Consider the following 15,270-nt stretch of genomic DNA (forward strand, 5'->3'; position numbering starts at 1 on the left):
TCCTTCAATGGCCCCTTAACTCCATATTAACGACGCCACGCATCGATCTACGCGCCCAATGGAGAGAGACTTCGGCAGCTTTGTGACCTGATCTATCCGGCAACGAAATGAGCAGCCGCGTGCGCTGCGAATGCCCGGCGTGCTCGGGCGCCCTTGCATGCAGCCGGAGTGCGGATGAGTCCAGGTTTCGACCTGTTTGGTACATTCGGCAAGTAGCGTTCTGGGTCCGCTCTCGGCCGCTCAAAGCAACCGTTTGCCTCTGAGTAAGTCGGGGTGCGCGTAGGTTTACGTTGAAACGAGACCGGAGGGTCGATGCCCCATTTCTACGTTGTAACCGACTGCGAATTCGATGGGCCGATACCGGGCGCGAATTCGATGCTGTCGTTCGGCTCAGTGGCGGTATCAAACACTGGCAGGATCCTCGGCGAATTCGAGGCTGTTCTGGAGCCTCTCGACGGCGCTGAACGAGATGCGGGGACCATGGCCTTCTGGCAGACGCAGCCTGAGGCATGGACGGCCGCGACGAGCAACCCGGAACCAGCAGGGGCAGGCGTCAAGCGGTTTGTTAATTGGGTCAAATCGCTGGGTGGCGAGCCTATTTTCGCGGCCCATCCGGTCGTCCTCGACGGGCTGTGGATCGACTTCTATCTGAGACGATTTACCGGGCGGCCACTATTTGAAGGCCCATGGGTTCCAGACCGCCTTTTTCAGCATCCGCCTCTCTGCATTATGTCGATGGTCGCAGGCAGCACGGGGCGAGGACAGTGGCAATGTGATGTCGAGCACTATCCGCTCGAATGGCTTGGCTCCATTGAACACACGCACCGCGCGATTGACGACGCTCGGGGCTATGCAAATCTTCTGAAACTCGTCGCCCTCAGCCGGCAAGCCAACCGCGATCCTTAGGAGCCAAGCGCAAGCTCCGCCTTCCATCCCATTCCGAGGTTCAATCGAGATAACCTGCGAGCGGGTGGCGGAGTCGGGGAAGGAGGCGACTTGGGTGCCGACCGACTCCAGCCGCAAGCTCGAACTGCTGTTTCGGCTCTATGGACCGGAGAAGCCGCTCTTCGACAAGAGCTGGAAACTGCCGGACGTGGAACGCGCCGCCAAACCCTAGCGCCGCTCGCGGGAGAGCCCCTTCTCCGCCAACGCAGCCTCATAGGCCTTCATCTTCTCGTCGGCCTGCTCGCCGAGTTCGCGCAGGTAATCCCAGGCGTAGATGCCGGTCTCGTGCAAGTCGTCGAAGCCGAGCCTGACGGCGTAGTTGCCGACCGGCTCGACCCGCAGGATCTCGACCGCGGCCTTGCCGGCAACGATCGTCTTCTGGCTGGGATGGTGGCCCTGGACCTCGGCCGAGGGGCTTTCGACGCGCAGAAGCTCGGCCGGCAACGCAAAGCTCGCCCCGTCGTCGAAAGCGACATGCAGGGTGCGACGATCCTTCGACAGGCGGATTTCAGTCGGCCAGGATGACATGATCGTGTACGTCCCTTACAGGCTGCGGCAGTGATGCGCTTGACCTTGGCCGCAGCAGTGCCAATGTCTTGCTATAGCAATGTGAAAACCAGTCCGCACCCTGGGCGGAGCGGGCTGGGCGTTCGGAGTTGAGGCAGACGTGCTGCTCGACGACATGAAGCCGCTGACGCGGTCGCCGCTGGTCGATCCGTTCGGCCGGAAAATATCCTATCTGCGTATCTCGGTGACGGATCGCTGCGATTTCCGTTGCGTCTATTGCATGGCCGAGAACATGCAGTTCCTCCCCCGGAAAGAGCTGCTGACGCTGGAAGAGCTCGACCGCATCGCCACCGCCTTCGTCAGCCGCGGCACACGCAAGCTGCGACTCACCGGCGGCGAGCCGCTGGTGCGCCGCGACATCATGAGCCTGTTCCGCTCGCTCTCGCGCCATCTCGCCTCCGGCGCGCTGGACGAGCTGACGCTGACGACCAATGGCTCGCTGCTCTCGCGCTATGCCGACGAGCTCGCCGGTTATGGCGTCCGCCGCGTCAACGTCTCGGTCGACACGCTCGACGCCGACAAGTTCCGCGAGATCACCCGCCGGGGCGACCTCAAGGTCGTGCTCGCCGGCATCGAGGCGGCGCGCAAGGCCGGCCTGCGCGTCAAGATCAACGCGGTGGCGCTGAAGGGCGTCAACGACGACGAGATCGAAGAGCTGATGCTCTGGTCGCACGGCCTCGGCATGGACCTCACCCTGATCGAGGTCATGCCGATGGGCGAGATCGAGGTCGGCCGCATCGACCAGTACCTGCCGCTCTCGGTGGTGCGCGGGCGGCTGATGGAGAAGTATTCGCTGGTCGACGATCCCTACCGCACGGGCGGGCCGGCGCGCTATGTCCGCGTCAAGGAGACCGGCGGGCTCGTCGGCTTCATCACGCCGCTCACCCATAATTTCTGCGAGAGCTGCAACCGCGTGCGACTGACCTGCACCGGCACGCTCTATATGTGCCTCGGCCAGGAGGACGCCGCCGACCTGCGCGCCGCCGTCCGCTCCTCCAGTGACGACGCCCTGCTCTACCACGCCATGGACGAGGCGATCGCCCGCAAGCCGAAAGGCCACGACTTCATCATCGACCGGCGCCATGCGCGCCCGGCCGTCGGCCGGCATATGAGCGTCACCGGCGGCTGATCGATCCGGATGGCTGCCGCACTCGCTTGACCGGCCAGGCGAATACCGGCACCGTCGGGCGACGGGTGGAGTTGCGGCGGGTCATGTTCAAGGCGATCGCAGGCCGCGTGAAAGCGGCGGCAAGCGCAATCGATGACGCCGTGCGGCAGACCCATGCGGCGCGGCTGGCCATCATGGCGGTACGTTTGCGGCGCCCCCTGCCCCTTCTCGCCATCCTGATCGGGGCCACCCTGCTCTTCTGCCTCTATCTGGCCTGGTCATCCGGCCGCGGCGTCTTCCTGGTGCTTTCGCCTGCATCGCCGACCGGCATCGGGGCCGGAATCGCGGGCGTCCTGGCGGGCCTCGCCGTGCTAGAACTCTGCGCGGCCTTCGCGATCGCGATGATGACCGGGGCGCTGCAACTCGCCTACGATACCGGCCGCCACCGCGTTCGTGCTTTGCTTCTGATCGCCTGTGCCATGGTGCTGGCCGGGCTTGGCTGGCGGCTTTCGGCGCTCGATCCCACAGCTTTGTCCCTCCCCGCCATCCTGCCCATGCTGGCGGGCGCCGGGCTCGTCGCGCTGACGATCTGGTTCGAGCGCGCCTATCTGCGCCCGGCCTATCCGGGCTTCCGCGATTTCTGGGTCGATGTCGTGGATGCCCGCCTGTTCCTGATGCGAGCCGCCCATGGCGAATGACAACGGCAACATGGCCTCGCTGCGCGGCACCACCCCGGCGATGACGGCGCATCATCTCGCGGAGTCGGTCAGGGCCGGCCACAACGGCGCAAGCGATGCGGTGGAGAACCTGCCGCCGGCCGATGCGACGATGCTGTCGCAGACCGAGCAGACGCTGATCGCCAAGGCGCGCGAGCACTACACCACGCTGCGACAGGAGGCGGCAGCCCGGCTCAACGCCATCCAGGCCGAGATCGTGAGCCGGCGCGAGCTGTTCACGCAGCAACGCTTCGAGGGGCGCGTGCGCAGCGTCGAGGCGACGATGCGGGCCATGCTCAACAAGCACGGCAGCGAGCTGGAGCAGCGCATCTACGATGCCCTCAGGGCCAAGCGCGAATACGCCTTCTTCAACTACGAGAACAAGCGCCGCGCCGATCCCAAGCTCGACAAGTGGCAGTTCATACTGTTCTTCCTCGTCGTGCCGCTGGTGATAGAGAGCCTGCTCAACGGCAACTTCTTTGCAGAAGCGAGCGATTTCGGCCTGGTCGGCGGCGCGGCCACCGCCGTCATCATCTCGGCGCTCAACATCGCGCTCGGCTTTTTCATGGGGGTCGGACCGGCCCGCTACTGCCAGCATGTGAAGAGCTCACACCTGTTCTGGGCGCTGCCAGCCTATGCCGGAATGATCGCGCTCATCGTGCTGTTCAACCTCGCGGTCGGCCATTACCGCGAGATGCTGATCGCCAATCCGGATGCACGCTCCTTCCAGGTCATGCCGCGCATGATGGAAAACCCCTTCGCGATCTACGACATCAAATCGGTCGCGCTGGTCATCATCGGCTGCCTCGTCGCCTTCGTCGCAGCGACGAAGGGCTTTACCGCCTTCGGCACCTATCCGGGCCATGCCACCGCCTACAAGCGCTGGCGCCAGCGCTGGAGCGCGGTCGAGGAGGAGCGGCGGCGACTCGACGGCGAGCTGCTGCCGGAGCTGGAGGCGATCCGCACCCAGATCGACGGTTTCCGCGCCGATTGCCGCGACGAGCTGGGCAAGCTGCAGGGCACGAAGGCGGCCGCCGAAAAAGCGCGCGACCTCTATCTCTCCCGCCTTGGGCAGCTGCGCGCGGCCAAGGACGCAGCGATGATGCAGTATCGCGAGGCCAATCTGCGCATCCGAACCGATCTGCCGCCAGCCTATTTCGCGCAATCGCTCAACCTCGCCGAGATCGACCAGCCGGGAGAGCTGCCGGAATATGTCGCGGCGCGCCGGCAGATCGAGGATTTCGAGCAGCTGCTCACCAGCATGCCCGCGCTAATCGAAGCCAAGCTCAAGGACCGATTGATGCTGCTGCGCGGCGTCGACCTCGCCGGCGAGATCGAGCAGGTGAAGCTGCGCGCGGCGCAGGCCGGGCGCGAAGCCTTCGAGCAGGACGAAGCGGCCCAGAAACAGGCGGCGGAGGATTTCGCCGCAATGCCACGGTAGGTTCGCTTGCGATGAATCGCACCGTCATTCCGGGCGAGCGCACAGCGCTTGGGCCCGGAATTCATGAACACCGTCGCTGGTTCAGAAGCGCATGGACAACGCGGGAACTCCCTCTCCGGCAAGCGATCCCTGCAAAATTGGATCGGCGACGGTGTTCATGGGTTCCGGGCTCGGCCCTAAGGGCCGCCCCGGAATGATGACGGTCGTGGTTCCGTGCCCGTGCAACGCAGGCTAGGTTCACTGTCATGAAGACTGAGAACCTGGCCATCGTCGCCTCCCTGCTCGCGGGCGTCGCGCTCGTCGGCTTCTTCGCGGCCCCTTCCCTGCTGCGCGGCCCGCCGCGCGACCAGGAGACGCTCTGCCCTAAGACGGGCCCGGTCGGGCACACGCTCATCCTCGTCGACAAGACCGATCCCTGGAGCGAGGTGCAGGCTGCGCGACTGAAGAAGCTGGTCAAGCAGATCGGCGACGAATTGCCAGCCGAGCGGATGCTGTCGATCTATGTGTTCAACGACGTATTCGAGCCCGGCTTCCCGGCGCTGATCTCGCTGTGCAACCCCGGCAAGACGGCGAGCGAGCTGATCGGCAATCCGCGCCGCGAATATGTAAAATGGGTCGAGAAATTCGGCCGCCCGCTCGACGAGGCGCTGACCGTGCTGACCCAGCCGGCGAAGGGCAACCAGTCACCGATCGTCGAGGCCATCGGCGATGTCGTCTCGCGCCGCGAGAACCGCGTGCCGAACGGCGACCGCTCGCTCGTCCTCGTCTCGGACATGCTGCAGAACTCAGGCCAATTCACCGTCTTCGGCAACGGCGCCGGCGCGCGCGATCCGGAGCGGCTGAGACGCCTGCTCGACAAGGTCTGGCAGGATTCGGGCGCAAAGACGTGGACTCTCAGCATCCATCAGGTCCAGGGCGTCTACGACCCGAACCGGTTGGAGCAAGCCGCTTCGCTCTGGAAGCAGGCCTTCCAGAAGCTCAACATCTCGGTGACCTGGGACAGGCTGTAGCCTGAACCCGTCTGCTCTACTTCGACCTGCGCGTCGCGGACGTTAGAGCACTTCCGCGTTTCCTCGAATCGCGAAAGTGCTCTAGGTCTTTGTTTTATCGCGTTTTCTTCACGCGAACCGGTGTCCACTTCGCTCGAAAATGCTCTAGAGCCTGTAGGCCATCCGGACACCGCCCCAGTGGCGCCCCCGCACCCGCAACGGCGCGTTGATCTCGCTCAGCGCCTCGCTGCGCCCGTTCCCGAAGTCATGCTGGCAGAGCTGGACCAGGAACGGACGCACCGAACAGCTCGCGCTGATGCCGGAGCGGCTGTCGAGGATGCGCCGGTTGCAGGAATGGACGGCGTTCCAGATCGGATCATGGTTGCGCTGCGGCTGCGACGTTCCGGCATGATGCACCGGCACGTAGCCATTGCGATCGCTCGGCACGGCGAAAACCAGGCGCGGATCGCTGGCGAGCGTCCTTTCGAGCAAAGGCGGCAGGACGGCTTCCAGAGCCGGCAGGCTTGGGCTCAGATACTGGAGCGGTTCGCTCTCGGGAACTGGCGTGTAGTCCGCTTCGAACAGCTCCTCCTCCGCGACAAGCCCTTTCTCTATGGCGATTTCCATCGCCGCGGCGACCTCGCGAGCAAAGTCCTGGGCGCGCTCGATGAGCGGCCGATAGGAACGTTCGATGTCCTCGATCATCTGCGCCAGGGCGCCACTGCCGGCGACCGCATCCGCATCGAAGGCGAGGTGCAATCCATGCTCACTTTGCCCTGCCATCCGGCAGGGAAGCGGCGGCAGACCGTCGATGGTGAGTGTCCCTACGCCGCCGAACTGCACAGACTGCGTGTCGGCGAGAAGCGCACCGCCGCGGCCAACATCGACGATGCGGCTCGACAGATCGATGCCGCCGAGTTTCAGCTGGGCGCGGCGCGCGGTCGGAAAGCGATCGAAGCGCCGCCGGTCGGCGAAGGCGGAGTGCCGCAGGACCGGCTTGAAGCGCCGGAGCATGCGACCGACCAGTCGGCTGCCCTTCTCCGAAGCCCGGCGCGCCCGTTCGCTCTCGGCGACCGTGGCATGCGCGATCCGGTCGATCTCATCGGCGCGGCGTGCGACGTTTTCCACGAAAAGCGCCGCCTCGCGGGCATTGCGCGACAGCTCCGCCGTCGAAGCGGCCTGCTCCTGCGAAGCCTCGCTGATCATGCTCATGAGCGGGTTGACGTCCCGCACGATCTGCAAGGCCTCGTTGACGATGCCGGTCGAGCTCTGGGCTGCGTGGGTGAGCCGGTCGACCCGGCTGCGGATATGCTCCACGGCCTCGCTCACCTCGATGGAGAGCGACTTGACCTCATGGGCAACCACACCGAAGCCGCGGCCAGCCTCGCCCGCACGGGCCGCCTCGATTGCCGCGTTGAGCGCCAGCAGATTGGTCTGCCGGGCGATCTCCGCAATGGAATCGACGATGCCGTGGATCTCGCCGGTCGCCGCGGCCAGCCCATCGAGCATCAAGGTGGCCTGACCGGCGCGCTCGACTGCGGTGTCGAGCCGATTGCGGACGCTCGCCATCGCGCTGTCGACCTGCTCGGCCGATTGGGAAACCTGTTGCGTCGCCGCCGCCAGGACCGAGGCGTTCTCGCTCGCAGCACCGACAGCCATGCGCATGCTGCCAGCGCTCTCCAGAATGGTGCGCGAACCGCTTTCGGAATCAGCCGATAGCTTCTCGACCTCGCCTAGCTCCTTGATGAGCCGATCCATCGCGAACAGGATATCGCGTTCGATGTCGTCCACTGCATCGCGGACGGAAAGGTCGCTGGGAGCGATCTGTGGGGCTGGGGCCTCTGCCGCCTCGACTGTCGTCGGCTCCGATGAAGCTTCGCCATTCGCTGGAGTTCGAGCGCTCAGCCAGCGTCGTATCCTGCCCTGCATCCCCAGCCCAGTCTCACCTAAGGTCAGCCTTGCATCCGGTTATGGGTGGCGACCGTTAACAAAAGCTTCCTCGGCGCCTGCACAGCGCCTGTGCTTCAGAAGCATTGGACCGCCTATCGACGGGTCTGTATGGCTTGGCCTTCCGCGTCGTACAGGCCCGAGCCATGGCTTCAAATTCGCCAGCGCGATCGGCGAGATCCTCGCCGACCTGGACCGTCGGCCAATCGCCTTTCGATCTGACGCCGTTCTCGCTTTCCCATTTCGCAGCCTAAACATCCCAGCAGGGTCGTTTCCCTTGGCCAGTGCAGCCGAAAACCGCCGCGGCATCGTCTTCATGCTCGCGGCCATATCGCTCTTCGTCGTCAACGACACGCTGATGAAGCTGGCGCGCGAAACCTATCCCGCCGGGCAGGCGATCGCACTCAGAGCAGCCTTCGCGATCATCGTCGGTTTCGTGCTCGTTTTCGCCGCGCGCGAAAGCGACCGGCTCGCGATGGCCTTCCGGCCGCGCGTGCTGCTGCGCGGGACGCTGGAGGCCTTCAGCGCGCTGACCTTCGGCTGGTCGCTCGGCCTGCTGCCGCTCGCCAACATCACCGCGATCAACATGGCCTCCCCGCTGCTGATCGTCGCGCTGGCGGTCGTGCTGGGGATTGAGCGGGTCGGCTGGCGACGGACGCTGGCGCTGACCATCGGCTTCACCGGCGTGCTCTTCGTGGTGAAGCCGGGCGCCACCTCCTTCAATTCTGCAGCGCTCGTCGCCCTGTTCAGCACCTTTCTCGTCGCCTGCCGGGATCTCGCGACCCGTACGATCGGCGATGATGTGCCCTCCACCGTGGTGTCGCTGACCACGACGGTCCTCGTCGGCATTGTCGCACTCGGCTATGGGCTGACCGAACAATGGCTGCCGGTCTGGCGGCTCGAGACCGTCTATGTCGCCCTGGCTGCCGTGCTGGTCACGGTCGGCACCTTCTTCATCATCAGCGCTTTCCGTCGCACCGATGTCGGCGTGATCTCGCAGTACCGCTACGCCGTCATCGTCTTCGCGGCGCTGCTTGGCTATCTCGTCTGGGGCGATGTGCCCGATCTCTTCGCCTTCCTCGGCATCGGGCTGATCGTCGGCAGCGGGCTCTACACCATGCACCGGCAGCGTGTACGGCCGGATTCCCGGCTGAGGCTGGACCGCCGCTCCGATCCTTCGAAAGAGGCCGCCTGATGGTCGACGGGCCATGAGGGCCCGTCTCAGGATTTCGGCGACAGTGCCGCTTTACGGTTCCAGACGGGCGATCAGGCTGGAGGTATCCCAGCGATTGCCGCCCATCTTCTGCACCTCGGCATAGAACTGGTCGACGAGCGCGGTGACCGGCAACTGCGCGCCATTGCGGCGGGCCTCGTCGAGGACGATGCCGAGATCCTTGCGCATCCAGTCGACGGCAAAGCCGAAGTCGAACTTGTTCTGGTTCATCGTCTTGCCGCGGTTCTCCATCTGCCAGGAGCCGGCAGCCCCCTTGGAGATCACCTCCAGCATGGTCTCGACATCGAGCCCGGCGCGCTTGGCGAAGTGCACGCCTTCGGACAAGCCCTGGACCAGGCCGGCGATGCAGATCTGGTTGACCATCTTGGTGAGCTGACCGGAGCCGGCCGGGCCCATCAGACGGCACATGCGGGCGAAGCTCGCGATCACCGGCTCGACGCGGGCGTAGGTCTCGGGCTCGCCGCCGCACATCACGGTCAGCACGCCGTTCTCGGCGCCTGCCTGACCGCCCGAGACGGGAGCGTCGATGAAACCGAATCCGCCCTGCTTCGACGCCTCGTAGAGCTCGCGCGCGACATTCGCCGAGGCCGTGGTGTGGTCGACGAAGATCGCGCCCTTCTCCATGCCCGCAAAGGCGCCGTTTTCGCCGATCGTCACCGAGCGCAGATCGTCGTCATTGCCGACGCAGGCGAAGACGATCTCCTGGCCCTTCGCGGCATCGGCCGGGGTCGGCGCGGAGAGGCCGCCATGCTGAGCGACCCATCCTTGAGCCCTCGTCGGGTTGCGGTTGTAGACGGTGACCTCATGGCCCTTGGCCTTGAGATGGCCCGCCATGGGATATCCCATCACGCCGAGACCGATGAACGCGACTTTGGCCATGAGCAGCTCCCGCTCTTCCTGAAGACTGACACGCTTTAGCGCGCCGTTGCCCGGCCGGGAAGGCGGTTGCGTGCCAGCCGCCCATGCGGCTTTTTCCGTTGCGGCCGAGAGGCCGGCGGCTTAGCTCGGGTCCATGACCATATCGAACGACGACGAACTGCAGGCGCTCAGCGAGATCGGCCGAATCGTGGCACGCGCGCTTGCCGCCATGGGCAAGGCGCTCGAGCCCGGCATGACGACGGTCGAGCTCGATACGATCGGGCGCGATTTCCTCGAACGGCACGGCGCACGCCCGGCCCCGGAACTCGCCTATGATTTCCCGGGCGCGACCTGCATCAGCGTCAATGAGGAGATCGCCCACGGCATCCCGGGCGAGCGGCGCATCCTGGCGGGCGATCTCGTCAATATCGACGTCTCGGCGGAGAAGGACGGCTTCTTCGCCGATACCGGCGCCTCCTTCGCCGTGCCGCCAGTCAAGCCCAGGCTCGAGCGCCTCTGCCGCGACGGCCGGCGTGCGCTCTGGGCCGGCATCGGTCAGGTCGGCGCGGGCAAGCCTCTCGCCGGCATCGGCCAGGCTGTAGGGCGCTTCGCCGACAAGCACGGCTATACGCTGGTGCGTAACCTGGCGAGCCACGGCGTTGGCCGCTTACTCCACGAGGAGCCGACGGAGATCGCGACCTGGCCCGACCGGCGCGAGCGCCGGACCATGACGAACGGACTCGTCTTCACCGTCGAGCCGTTCCTGTCGCTAGGCGCGGACTGGGCGGAACAAGGGGACGGCGATCGCTGGACGCTCTACAGCGAGCCTTGCGCGCCCACCGTCCAATACGAGCATACCGTCGTCGCGACCCCGCGCGGCGCCGTCGTCCTCACCCTACCGGGCTGAGGTCGGCTCAGCGCAGCGCCATATGGCGGCTGAGCCTGATCTCGAGCCTGTCCCAGACGCGCCGGATGATCTCGACGAACACGAGATAGATCAGCGCTGCATAGAGATAGATCGACAGGTCGAAGGAGCGAGCGAAGGCCAGCCGCGTCGCCCCCATCAGATCGAACAGCGTGACCAGCGAGGCGATGGCGCTCGCTTTGATCATCACGATCAGCTCGTTGCCGAGCGGGCGCAGCGCCAGGATCATCGCCTGCGGCATCACGACGAGGCGCAGCGTCGCCCAGCGATGCAGGCCGAGCGAGAGCGCCCCCTCGAACTGCCCGCGCGGGATCGACTGGATGGCGCCGCGCAGGATCTCGGCCTGATAGGCGGCCGTGTTGATCGTGAAGGTGAGGAGCGCGCAGTAGAACGGATCGCGGAAGAACCACCACAGCCCGATGTCCTGCCAGAACACGCGAAACTGGCCGAGGCCGTAATAGACGAGGAAGAGCTGGCAGAGCAGCGGCGTGCCGCGGAAGAAGGTGGTGTAGCCACTGACAAGCCGCGCCGCCCAGCGCGGCCCGTAAAGCCTGGCGACGGCGAGCCCGAACGCCATCGCGAAGCCGAGCAGCACCGAGAAGATGACCAGCTCGACCGTGATCCAGAGGCCCGACGCCATCCGGCAGCCATAGTTCTGCAGGACTTCGCTGCCGAGGAACCAGCCGGGATACTCGCACCAGTTCATCGCGTCGCGCCTCCGAAGGCGGCGAAGCCGCGATTGGCGCGTCGTTCCAACCCGTCGATCGTCCGGGCTGAGACCAGCGAGAAGAACAGGTAGATCAGCATCGCCGCGCCGAAGAACAGGAACGGTTCCTTGGTCACGACATTGGCGCGGGTCGTGATGAACATGATGTCCGGCAGGGTGATGACCGAGACCAGCGAGGTCTCCTTGAGCAGCACCATCCAGTTGTTGCCGAGGCCGGGCAGCGCCACGCGGATGAGCTGCGGCAGGACGACGAGGCGGAAGGCCTGCGCCTTGCTCAAGCCCAGCGCGGCGGCGGCCTCGCGCTGGCCCTTCTGGATCGAGTTCAGCGCGCCGACCCAGACCTCGCTGGAGAAGGCGGAGAGGACGACCCCGAGCGCGACCATGCCGGCGACGAAGGGCGGCATGCTGAAGGAGCCCGGCAGGCCGAATTTCTGCCAGAGCTGCTGGAGCACGATCTGGATGCCGAAATAGATGATGTAGAGCGTGAGCAGCTCGGGCACGCCACGAAAGATCGTGGTGTAGAGCGTGGAGAGGCCGCGCAGCAGCGCATTGTCCGAGCGCTTGCCGAGCGCGACGAGCAGCCCCAGCGCAAGCCCGAAAGGCAGCGTCGCCAGCGCGATCGAAATGGTGACGGCGGCGCCCTGCAGCAGGGCCCAGCCCCAGCCTTCGGGGCCGAAGCCGAGCAGCGCGAATTTATCGAGCATGGGGATGCCGAAACAGGAGAAGCTTATGCCCGCCGGCCCGACCGGGCCGGCGGAAACGGTTCAGGACAGCCGGCTCAATCGTACTTGAACCACTTGTCCTCAAGCTTCTTGTGCGAGCCGTCGGCCATGGTCTCGGCGATGGCCTTGCTGATCATCTCTTTCAGCTCGGTGTCCGACTTGCGCACGGCGCCGCCGACGCCGGGGCCGTGGATGGCGTCGTCGCGCTTCACCTCGGCGATCTTGCGGCAGCAATCCTTGCCCTTGCCGCGGAGGAAATCCGAAAGCGCGAGCGCGTCGGCGACGATATAGTCAAGACGGCCGTTGAGCAGGTCGAGATTCGCTTCCTCCTGAGTCGGATAGAGGCGGATGTCGGAATCCTTGTAGAACTTCTCGAGATAGTTGGCGTGGATGGTCGAGCCCTGCGTGCCGACCGACTTGCCCTTGAGCGCCGCCGGGGAGATGTCGTCGGACTTGGTGCTCTTCGGCCCGATCGCCCAGATCGGCGTCTTACTGTAGACCGAGGTGAAATCGACCCGCTTCTTGCGCTCGTCGGTCGCGTTCATGCCGGCGAAGATGACGTCGTATTTGTTGGCGAGCAGCGCCGGAATGATGCCGTCCCAATCCTGCACCACCCAGGTGCATTTCACCTTCATCTTCTCGCAGAGCAGGTTGCCGTAATCGATCTCGAAGCCTTCGAGCTCCTTCTTGGCGTTCAGGTTGTTGTAGGGCGGATAGGCGCCTTCCGTGCCGATCCGAATCTCCTTCCACTCCTTGGCCTGGGCGAGAGCGCCTGTCGCACCAGCCAGCGTCAGCGCCGCAGCGGCGACGAAACGAACGAAACCCTTCATGAGACCTCCCGCAGTTTCGGGGCCGCCGAGTTTACCTTGTCCCGGTCCGACCCCGCTGCGACAGATTGGGCGCAGTTTCGCCTCACCCGCAAGAGGGAGCCCCGCAGCTTTTGACGCCCTGCACCGCCCAAAGGGCCGGCAACCCGGTCAATACTGCCAAAGGAGAAGACAGGCCGGCGCAGGAACGCCGCGCAGGCCCCGCTAGCGGCGCGCGTCGATGACCGCGACGATCCAGATCGCGAGGCCGCCCAGCGCCAGCGCCGCGCCGACCCAGCCGGTTGAGGTCCATCCGTAGCCGGCGGCGATCGCCATGCCGCCGAGCCAGGGGCCGAGCGCATTGGCCGTGTTGAAGGCGCTGTGATTCAGCGCAGCGGCGAGCGTCTGCGCGTCTTCGGCAACGTCCATCAGGCGCGTCTGCAGCATGGCGCCAAGGCCGCCGCCGCTGCCGATCATGAAGACGACCAGCGAGACCGCCCAGATGTTGCCGGCAGCGAAGGGGAAGGCCGCGAGCCAGAAGGCGCTCCACAGCAGAAGGCCCGCAGTGGCCGGAACCAGCGCCCGATCGGCGGCCCAGCCGGCGAAGAGCGTGCCGAATGTCAGCCCAAGGCCGAAGACGGCGAGCACGATCGGTACCAGCGCCGGCGAAGCACCGGTCACTGCCATCAGGGTCGAGGCCAAATAGGCGTAGACCGCAAAGAGCCCGCCGAAGCCGATCGCGCCGGTGGCGAGCGTCAGCCAGACCTGTCGGCGCTTCAGCGCGCCGAGTTCGCGCAGCGGGCTCGCGCCCGGTTGGACCTTGTCGCGTGGCGCGTAGAGCGCAATCAGCAGGACCGTCAGCAGGGCCAGGCCCGCGACGATGGCGAAGCCCGACCGCCATCCCAAGACCTGCCCCATCCAACTCGCGGCCGGAACGCCGAGGATCGTCGCGATCGTCAAGCCGAGCATGACCCGCGCGACCGATTGCGCGCGCCGATTCGGCGGCGAGAGTGAGGCCGCGACCAATGCCGCCACCCCGAAATAGGCGCCATGCGGCAGGCCACTGAGGAAGCGGAAGGCCAGCATCCAGTGATAATTCGGCGCCAGCGCGCTCAGGCCGTTGCCGATGGCGAAGACGGTCATCAGCCCGATCAGCAGCGTGCGGCGCGGAACCCGCGCCGCCAGCACGGCGATCAGCGGCGCACCGACCACGACACCGAGCGCATAGATGCTGATGACATGCCCCGCCGTGGGCTCATCAATGCCGAGGCCTGCCGAAAAATAGGGCAACAGACTCATCGCAGCGAATTCGGTCGTGCCGATCGCGAATCCGCCCATGGCGAGCGCGAACAGCACCAGCCCGACCGGCGTCGAGCGAAGGGCGGACGTGCCTGCGTTCAGGCTGCGGTCGTGCGCGGCGAAGCTCATGGATGGCTTTCGATGGGATGGCGACGCTATGCTGCGCCGCAACATGAAATAGCCATTCCACGAACGCCACAACAGCGGAATAAACGACGGCAGCGCATGCGCAGCGAGCATGTCGACCTGCCCGATGCACATCGGTCGGATAGAGTTATAAGGCGGGCTCAGACACAGGTGAGAGCAACGTGATTCCCTGGACAGTTCTCGACAGCACGCCCCTGCCCGACGGCAGCGGAGAGCTGCGCCTGAAGCAGCGGGGCAGCGAATTCTCGATCATGCTCGGCAGCAACGAGCTGATGAACAGCCGTCTCAGCGGCTCGGAAGAGGCGTTGGCGAAGCTGGTCTGCGAGCGGTTGGGCCAGCGTCCCCGGATCAGAATGCTGATCGGCGGGCTTGGGATGGGCTTCACGCTGCGGGCCGCCCTCACCCATCTGCCGCCCGACGCAGAGGTCGAGGTGGCCGAACTGATACCGGCCGTCGTCGGCTGGGCGCGCGGGCCGATGGCCGCGGTCTTCGCCGGCTGCCTGGACGATCCGCGCGTGCAGTTGACCGTCGCCGACGTGGCCGGCGTCATCGCCAAAGCCAAGGGCCGCTATGACGCCATCCTGCTCGATGTCGACAACGGGCCGGAAGGGCTGACCGTCGCCGGGAACGACCGCCTGTACGGCGCCGAGGGTCTGCATGTCGCCAAGGAGGCGCTGCGGCCGGGCGGCATTCTCGCAGTCTGGTCGTCAGGGCCGGATCACGGCTTCACCCGACGGCTGCGCAACGCCGACTTCGCCACCGAGGAGGTCACGGCGCGCGCCCGCCGGACGGGCGGCGGGGCGCGGCATGTGATCTGGCTGGCGGCGCGGCGCTAAGGC

15 protein-coding genes are annotated in these 15,270 nt (G+C 65.8%); 8 read left to right on the forward strand and 7 right to left on the reverse strand.

The genetic code is table 11. From position 1 onward, the window contains the following. The first annotated feature begins 312 nt into the window (after positions 1-312). Complete coding sequence (locus FQV39_RS09665) at positions 313-906, forward strand: DNA polymerase III subunit epsilon (protein WP_149130094.1); 594 nt, start codon at positions 313-315, stop codon at positions 904-906. 207 nt (positions 907-1,113) lie between these two features. On the opposite strand, the gene FQV39_RS09670 is transcribed toward FQV39_RS09665, so the two are convergent. Continuing rightward, the gene (locus tag FQV39_RS09670; protein ID WP_472840632.1) at positions 1,114-1,473 is read right to left on the reverse strand and encodes a gamma-butyrobetaine hydroxylase family protein; all 360 of its coding nucleotides are present in this window, start codon (positions 1,471-1,473) and stop codon (positions 1,114-1,116) included. Positions 1,474-1,627: 154 nt separating this feature from the next. On the opposite strand from FQV39_RS09670, the gene moaA reads away from it, so the two are divergent. The 4 genes from moaA to FQV39_RS09690 all read left to right on the forward strand — a co-directional run bounded on the left by moaA (position 1,628) and on the right by FQV39_RS09690 (position 5,787). Continuing rightward, positions 1,628-2,641 (forward strand): GTP 3',8-cyclase MoaA, encoded by a 1,014-nt coding sequence (gene moaA, locus FQV39_RS09675; protein ID WP_149133755.1) that lies wholly within the window; start codon positions 1,628-1,630, stop codon positions 2,639-2,641. Between the two features lie 26 nt (positions 2,642-2,667). Continuing rightward, on the forward strand, positions 2,668-3,318 hold the full coding sequence (locus FQV39_RS09680) for a hypothetical protein (protein WP_149130096.1): 651 nt from the start codon (positions 2,668-2,670) through the stop codon (positions 3,316-3,318). Further along, complete coding sequence (locus FQV39_RS09685; RefSeq protein WP_149130097.1) at positions 3,308-4,777, forward strand: hypothetical protein; 1,470 nt, start codon at positions 3,308-3,310, stop codon at positions 4,775-4,777. The genes FQV39_RS09680 and FQV39_RS09685 overlap by 11 nt, the downstream gene beginning before the upstream one ends. A 245-nt stretch (positions 4,778-5,022) precedes the next feature. Then, positions 5,023-5,787 carry a hypothetical protein gene (locus FQV39_RS09690; protein WP_149130098.1) on the forward strand — a complete coding sequence of 255 codons (765 nt, stop codon included), beginning with the start codon at positions 5,023-5,025 and terminating at the stop codon, positions 5,785-5,787. A gap of 144 nt (positions 5,788-5,931) precedes the next feature. Here FQV39_RS09690 and FQV39_RS09695 read toward each other — a convergent pair whose 3' ends face one another. Further along, a complete protein-coding gene (locus FQV39_RS09695; protein WP_248313306.1) occupies positions 5,932-7,557 on the reverse strand; it encodes a methyl-accepting chemotaxis protein in 1,626 nt (541 codons plus the stop codon). Between the two features lie 433 nt (positions 7,558-7,990). On the opposite strand from FQV39_RS09695, the gene FQV39_RS33105 reads away from it, so the two are divergent. Further along, on the forward strand, positions 7,991-8,908 hold the full coding sequence (locus tag FQV39_RS33105; RefSeq protein ID WP_187640228.1) for a DMT family transporter: 918 nt from the start codon (positions 7,991-7,993) through the stop codon (positions 8,906-8,908). Positions 8,909-8,959: 51 nt separating this feature from the next. Here the strand turns inward: FQV39_RS33105 and FQV39_RS09705 are convergent, their stop codons facing one another. Continuing rightward, complete coding sequence (locus FQV39_RS09705) at positions 8,960-9,826, reverse strand: NAD(P)-dependent oxidoreductase (RefSeq protein ID WP_149130101.1); 867 nt, start codon at positions 9,824-9,826, stop codon at positions 8,960-8,962. Between the two features lie 133 nt (positions 9,827-9,959). Here FQV39_RS09705 and map point away from each other — a divergent pair, with 133 nt between their 5' ends. Continuing rightward, positions 9,960-10,712, forward strand: a complete 753-nt coding sequence (gene map / locus FQV39_RS09710) for a type I methionyl aminopeptidase (RefSeq protein ID WP_149130102.1) — start codon at positions 9,960-9,962, stop codon at positions 10,710-10,712. A gap of 7 nt (positions 10,713-10,719) precedes the next feature. Here map and FQV39_RS09715 read toward each other — a convergent pair whose 3' ends face one another. The 4 genes from FQV39_RS09715 to FQV39_RS09730 form a co-directional block, all read right to left on the reverse strand. After that, a complete protein-coding gene (locus FQV39_RS09715; protein ID WP_149130103.1) occupies positions 10,720-11,436 on the reverse strand; it encodes an ABC transporter permease in 717 nt (238 codons plus the stop codon). After that, on the reverse strand, positions 11,433-12,161 hold the full coding sequence (locus tag FQV39_RS09720; protein WP_149130104.1) for an ABC transporter permease: 729 nt from the start codon (positions 12,159-12,161) through the stop codon (positions 11,433-11,435). Before FQV39_RS09720 ends, FQV39_RS09715 begins: the two co-directional genes overlap by 4 nt. Positions 12,162-12,235: 74 nt before the next feature. Next, entirely contained in the window at positions 12,236-13,009 is a 774-nt protein-coding gene (locus FQV39_RS09725; protein ID WP_149130105.1) for a transporter substrate-binding domain-containing protein, read from the reverse strand. Between the two features lie 201 nt (positions 13,010-13,210). After that, on the reverse strand, positions 13,211-14,413 hold the full coding sequence (locus tag FQV39_RS09730; protein ID WP_210251190.1) for an MFS transporter: 1,203 nt from the start codon (positions 14,411-14,413) through the stop codon (positions 13,211-13,213). 179 nt (positions 14,414-14,592) lie between these two features. Between FQV39_RS09730 and FQV39_RS09735 the strand changes: the two genes are divergently transcribed. Then, entirely contained in the window at positions 14,593-15,267 is a 675-nt protein-coding gene (locus FQV39_RS09735) for a spermidine synthase (RefSeq protein WP_149130107.1), read from the forward strand. Positions 15,268-15,270 lie beyond the last annotated feature (3 nt).

Origin of the sequence: Bosea sp. F3-2, assembly GCF_008253865.1 — a bacterium.
GTDB lineage: Bacteria > Pseudomonadota > Alphaproteobacteria > Rhizobiales > Beijerinckiaceae > Allobosea.

Bases quoted from the DNA above. Each gene is read 5' to 3' on its own strand.
- map (WP_149130102.1), top strand. From the start codon at position 9,960: ATGACCATATCGAACGACGACGAACTGCAGGCGCTCAGCGAGATCGGC.
- FQV39_RS09690 (WP_149130098.1), top strand. From the start codon at position 5,023: ATGAAGACTGAGAACCTGGCCATCGTCGCCTCCCTGCTCGCGGGCGTC.
- moaA (WP_149133755.1), top strand. From the start codon at position 1,628: ATGAAGCCGCTGACGCGGTCGCCGCTGGTCGATCCGTTCGGCCGGAAA.
- FQV39_RS09670 (WP_472840632.1), bottom strand. From the start codon at position 1,473: ATGTCATCCTGGCCGACTGAAATCCGCCTGTCGAAGGATCGTCGCACC.
- FQV39_RS09685 (WP_149130097.1), top strand. From the start codon at position 3,308: ATGGCGAATGACAACGGCAACATGGCCTCGCTGCGCGGCACCACCCCG.
- FQV39_RS09705 (WP_149130101.1), bottom strand. From the start codon at position 9,826: ATGGCCAAAGTCGCGTTCATCGGTCTCGGCGTGATGGGATATCCCATG.
- FQV39_RS09725 (WP_149130105.1), bottom strand. From the start codon at position 13,009: ATGAAGGGTTTCGTTCGTTTCGTCGCCGCTGCGGCGCTGACGCTGGCT.
- FQV39_RS09730 (WP_210251190.1), bottom strand. From the start codon at position 14,413: ATGAGCTTCGCCGCGCACGACCGCAGCCTGAACGCAGGCACGTCCGCC.
- FQV39_RS09665 (WP_149130094.1), top strand. From the start codon at position 313: ATGCCCCATTTCTACGTTGTAACCGACTGCGAATTCGATGGGCCGATA.
- FQV39_RS09715 (WP_149130103.1), bottom strand. From the start codon at position 11,436: ATGAACTGGTGCGAGTATCCCGGCTGGTTCCTCGGCAGCGAAGTCCTG.
- FQV39_RS09720 (WP_149130104.1), bottom strand. From the start codon at position 12,161: ATGCTCGATAAATTCGCGCTGCTCGGCTTCGGCCCCGAAGGCTGGGGC.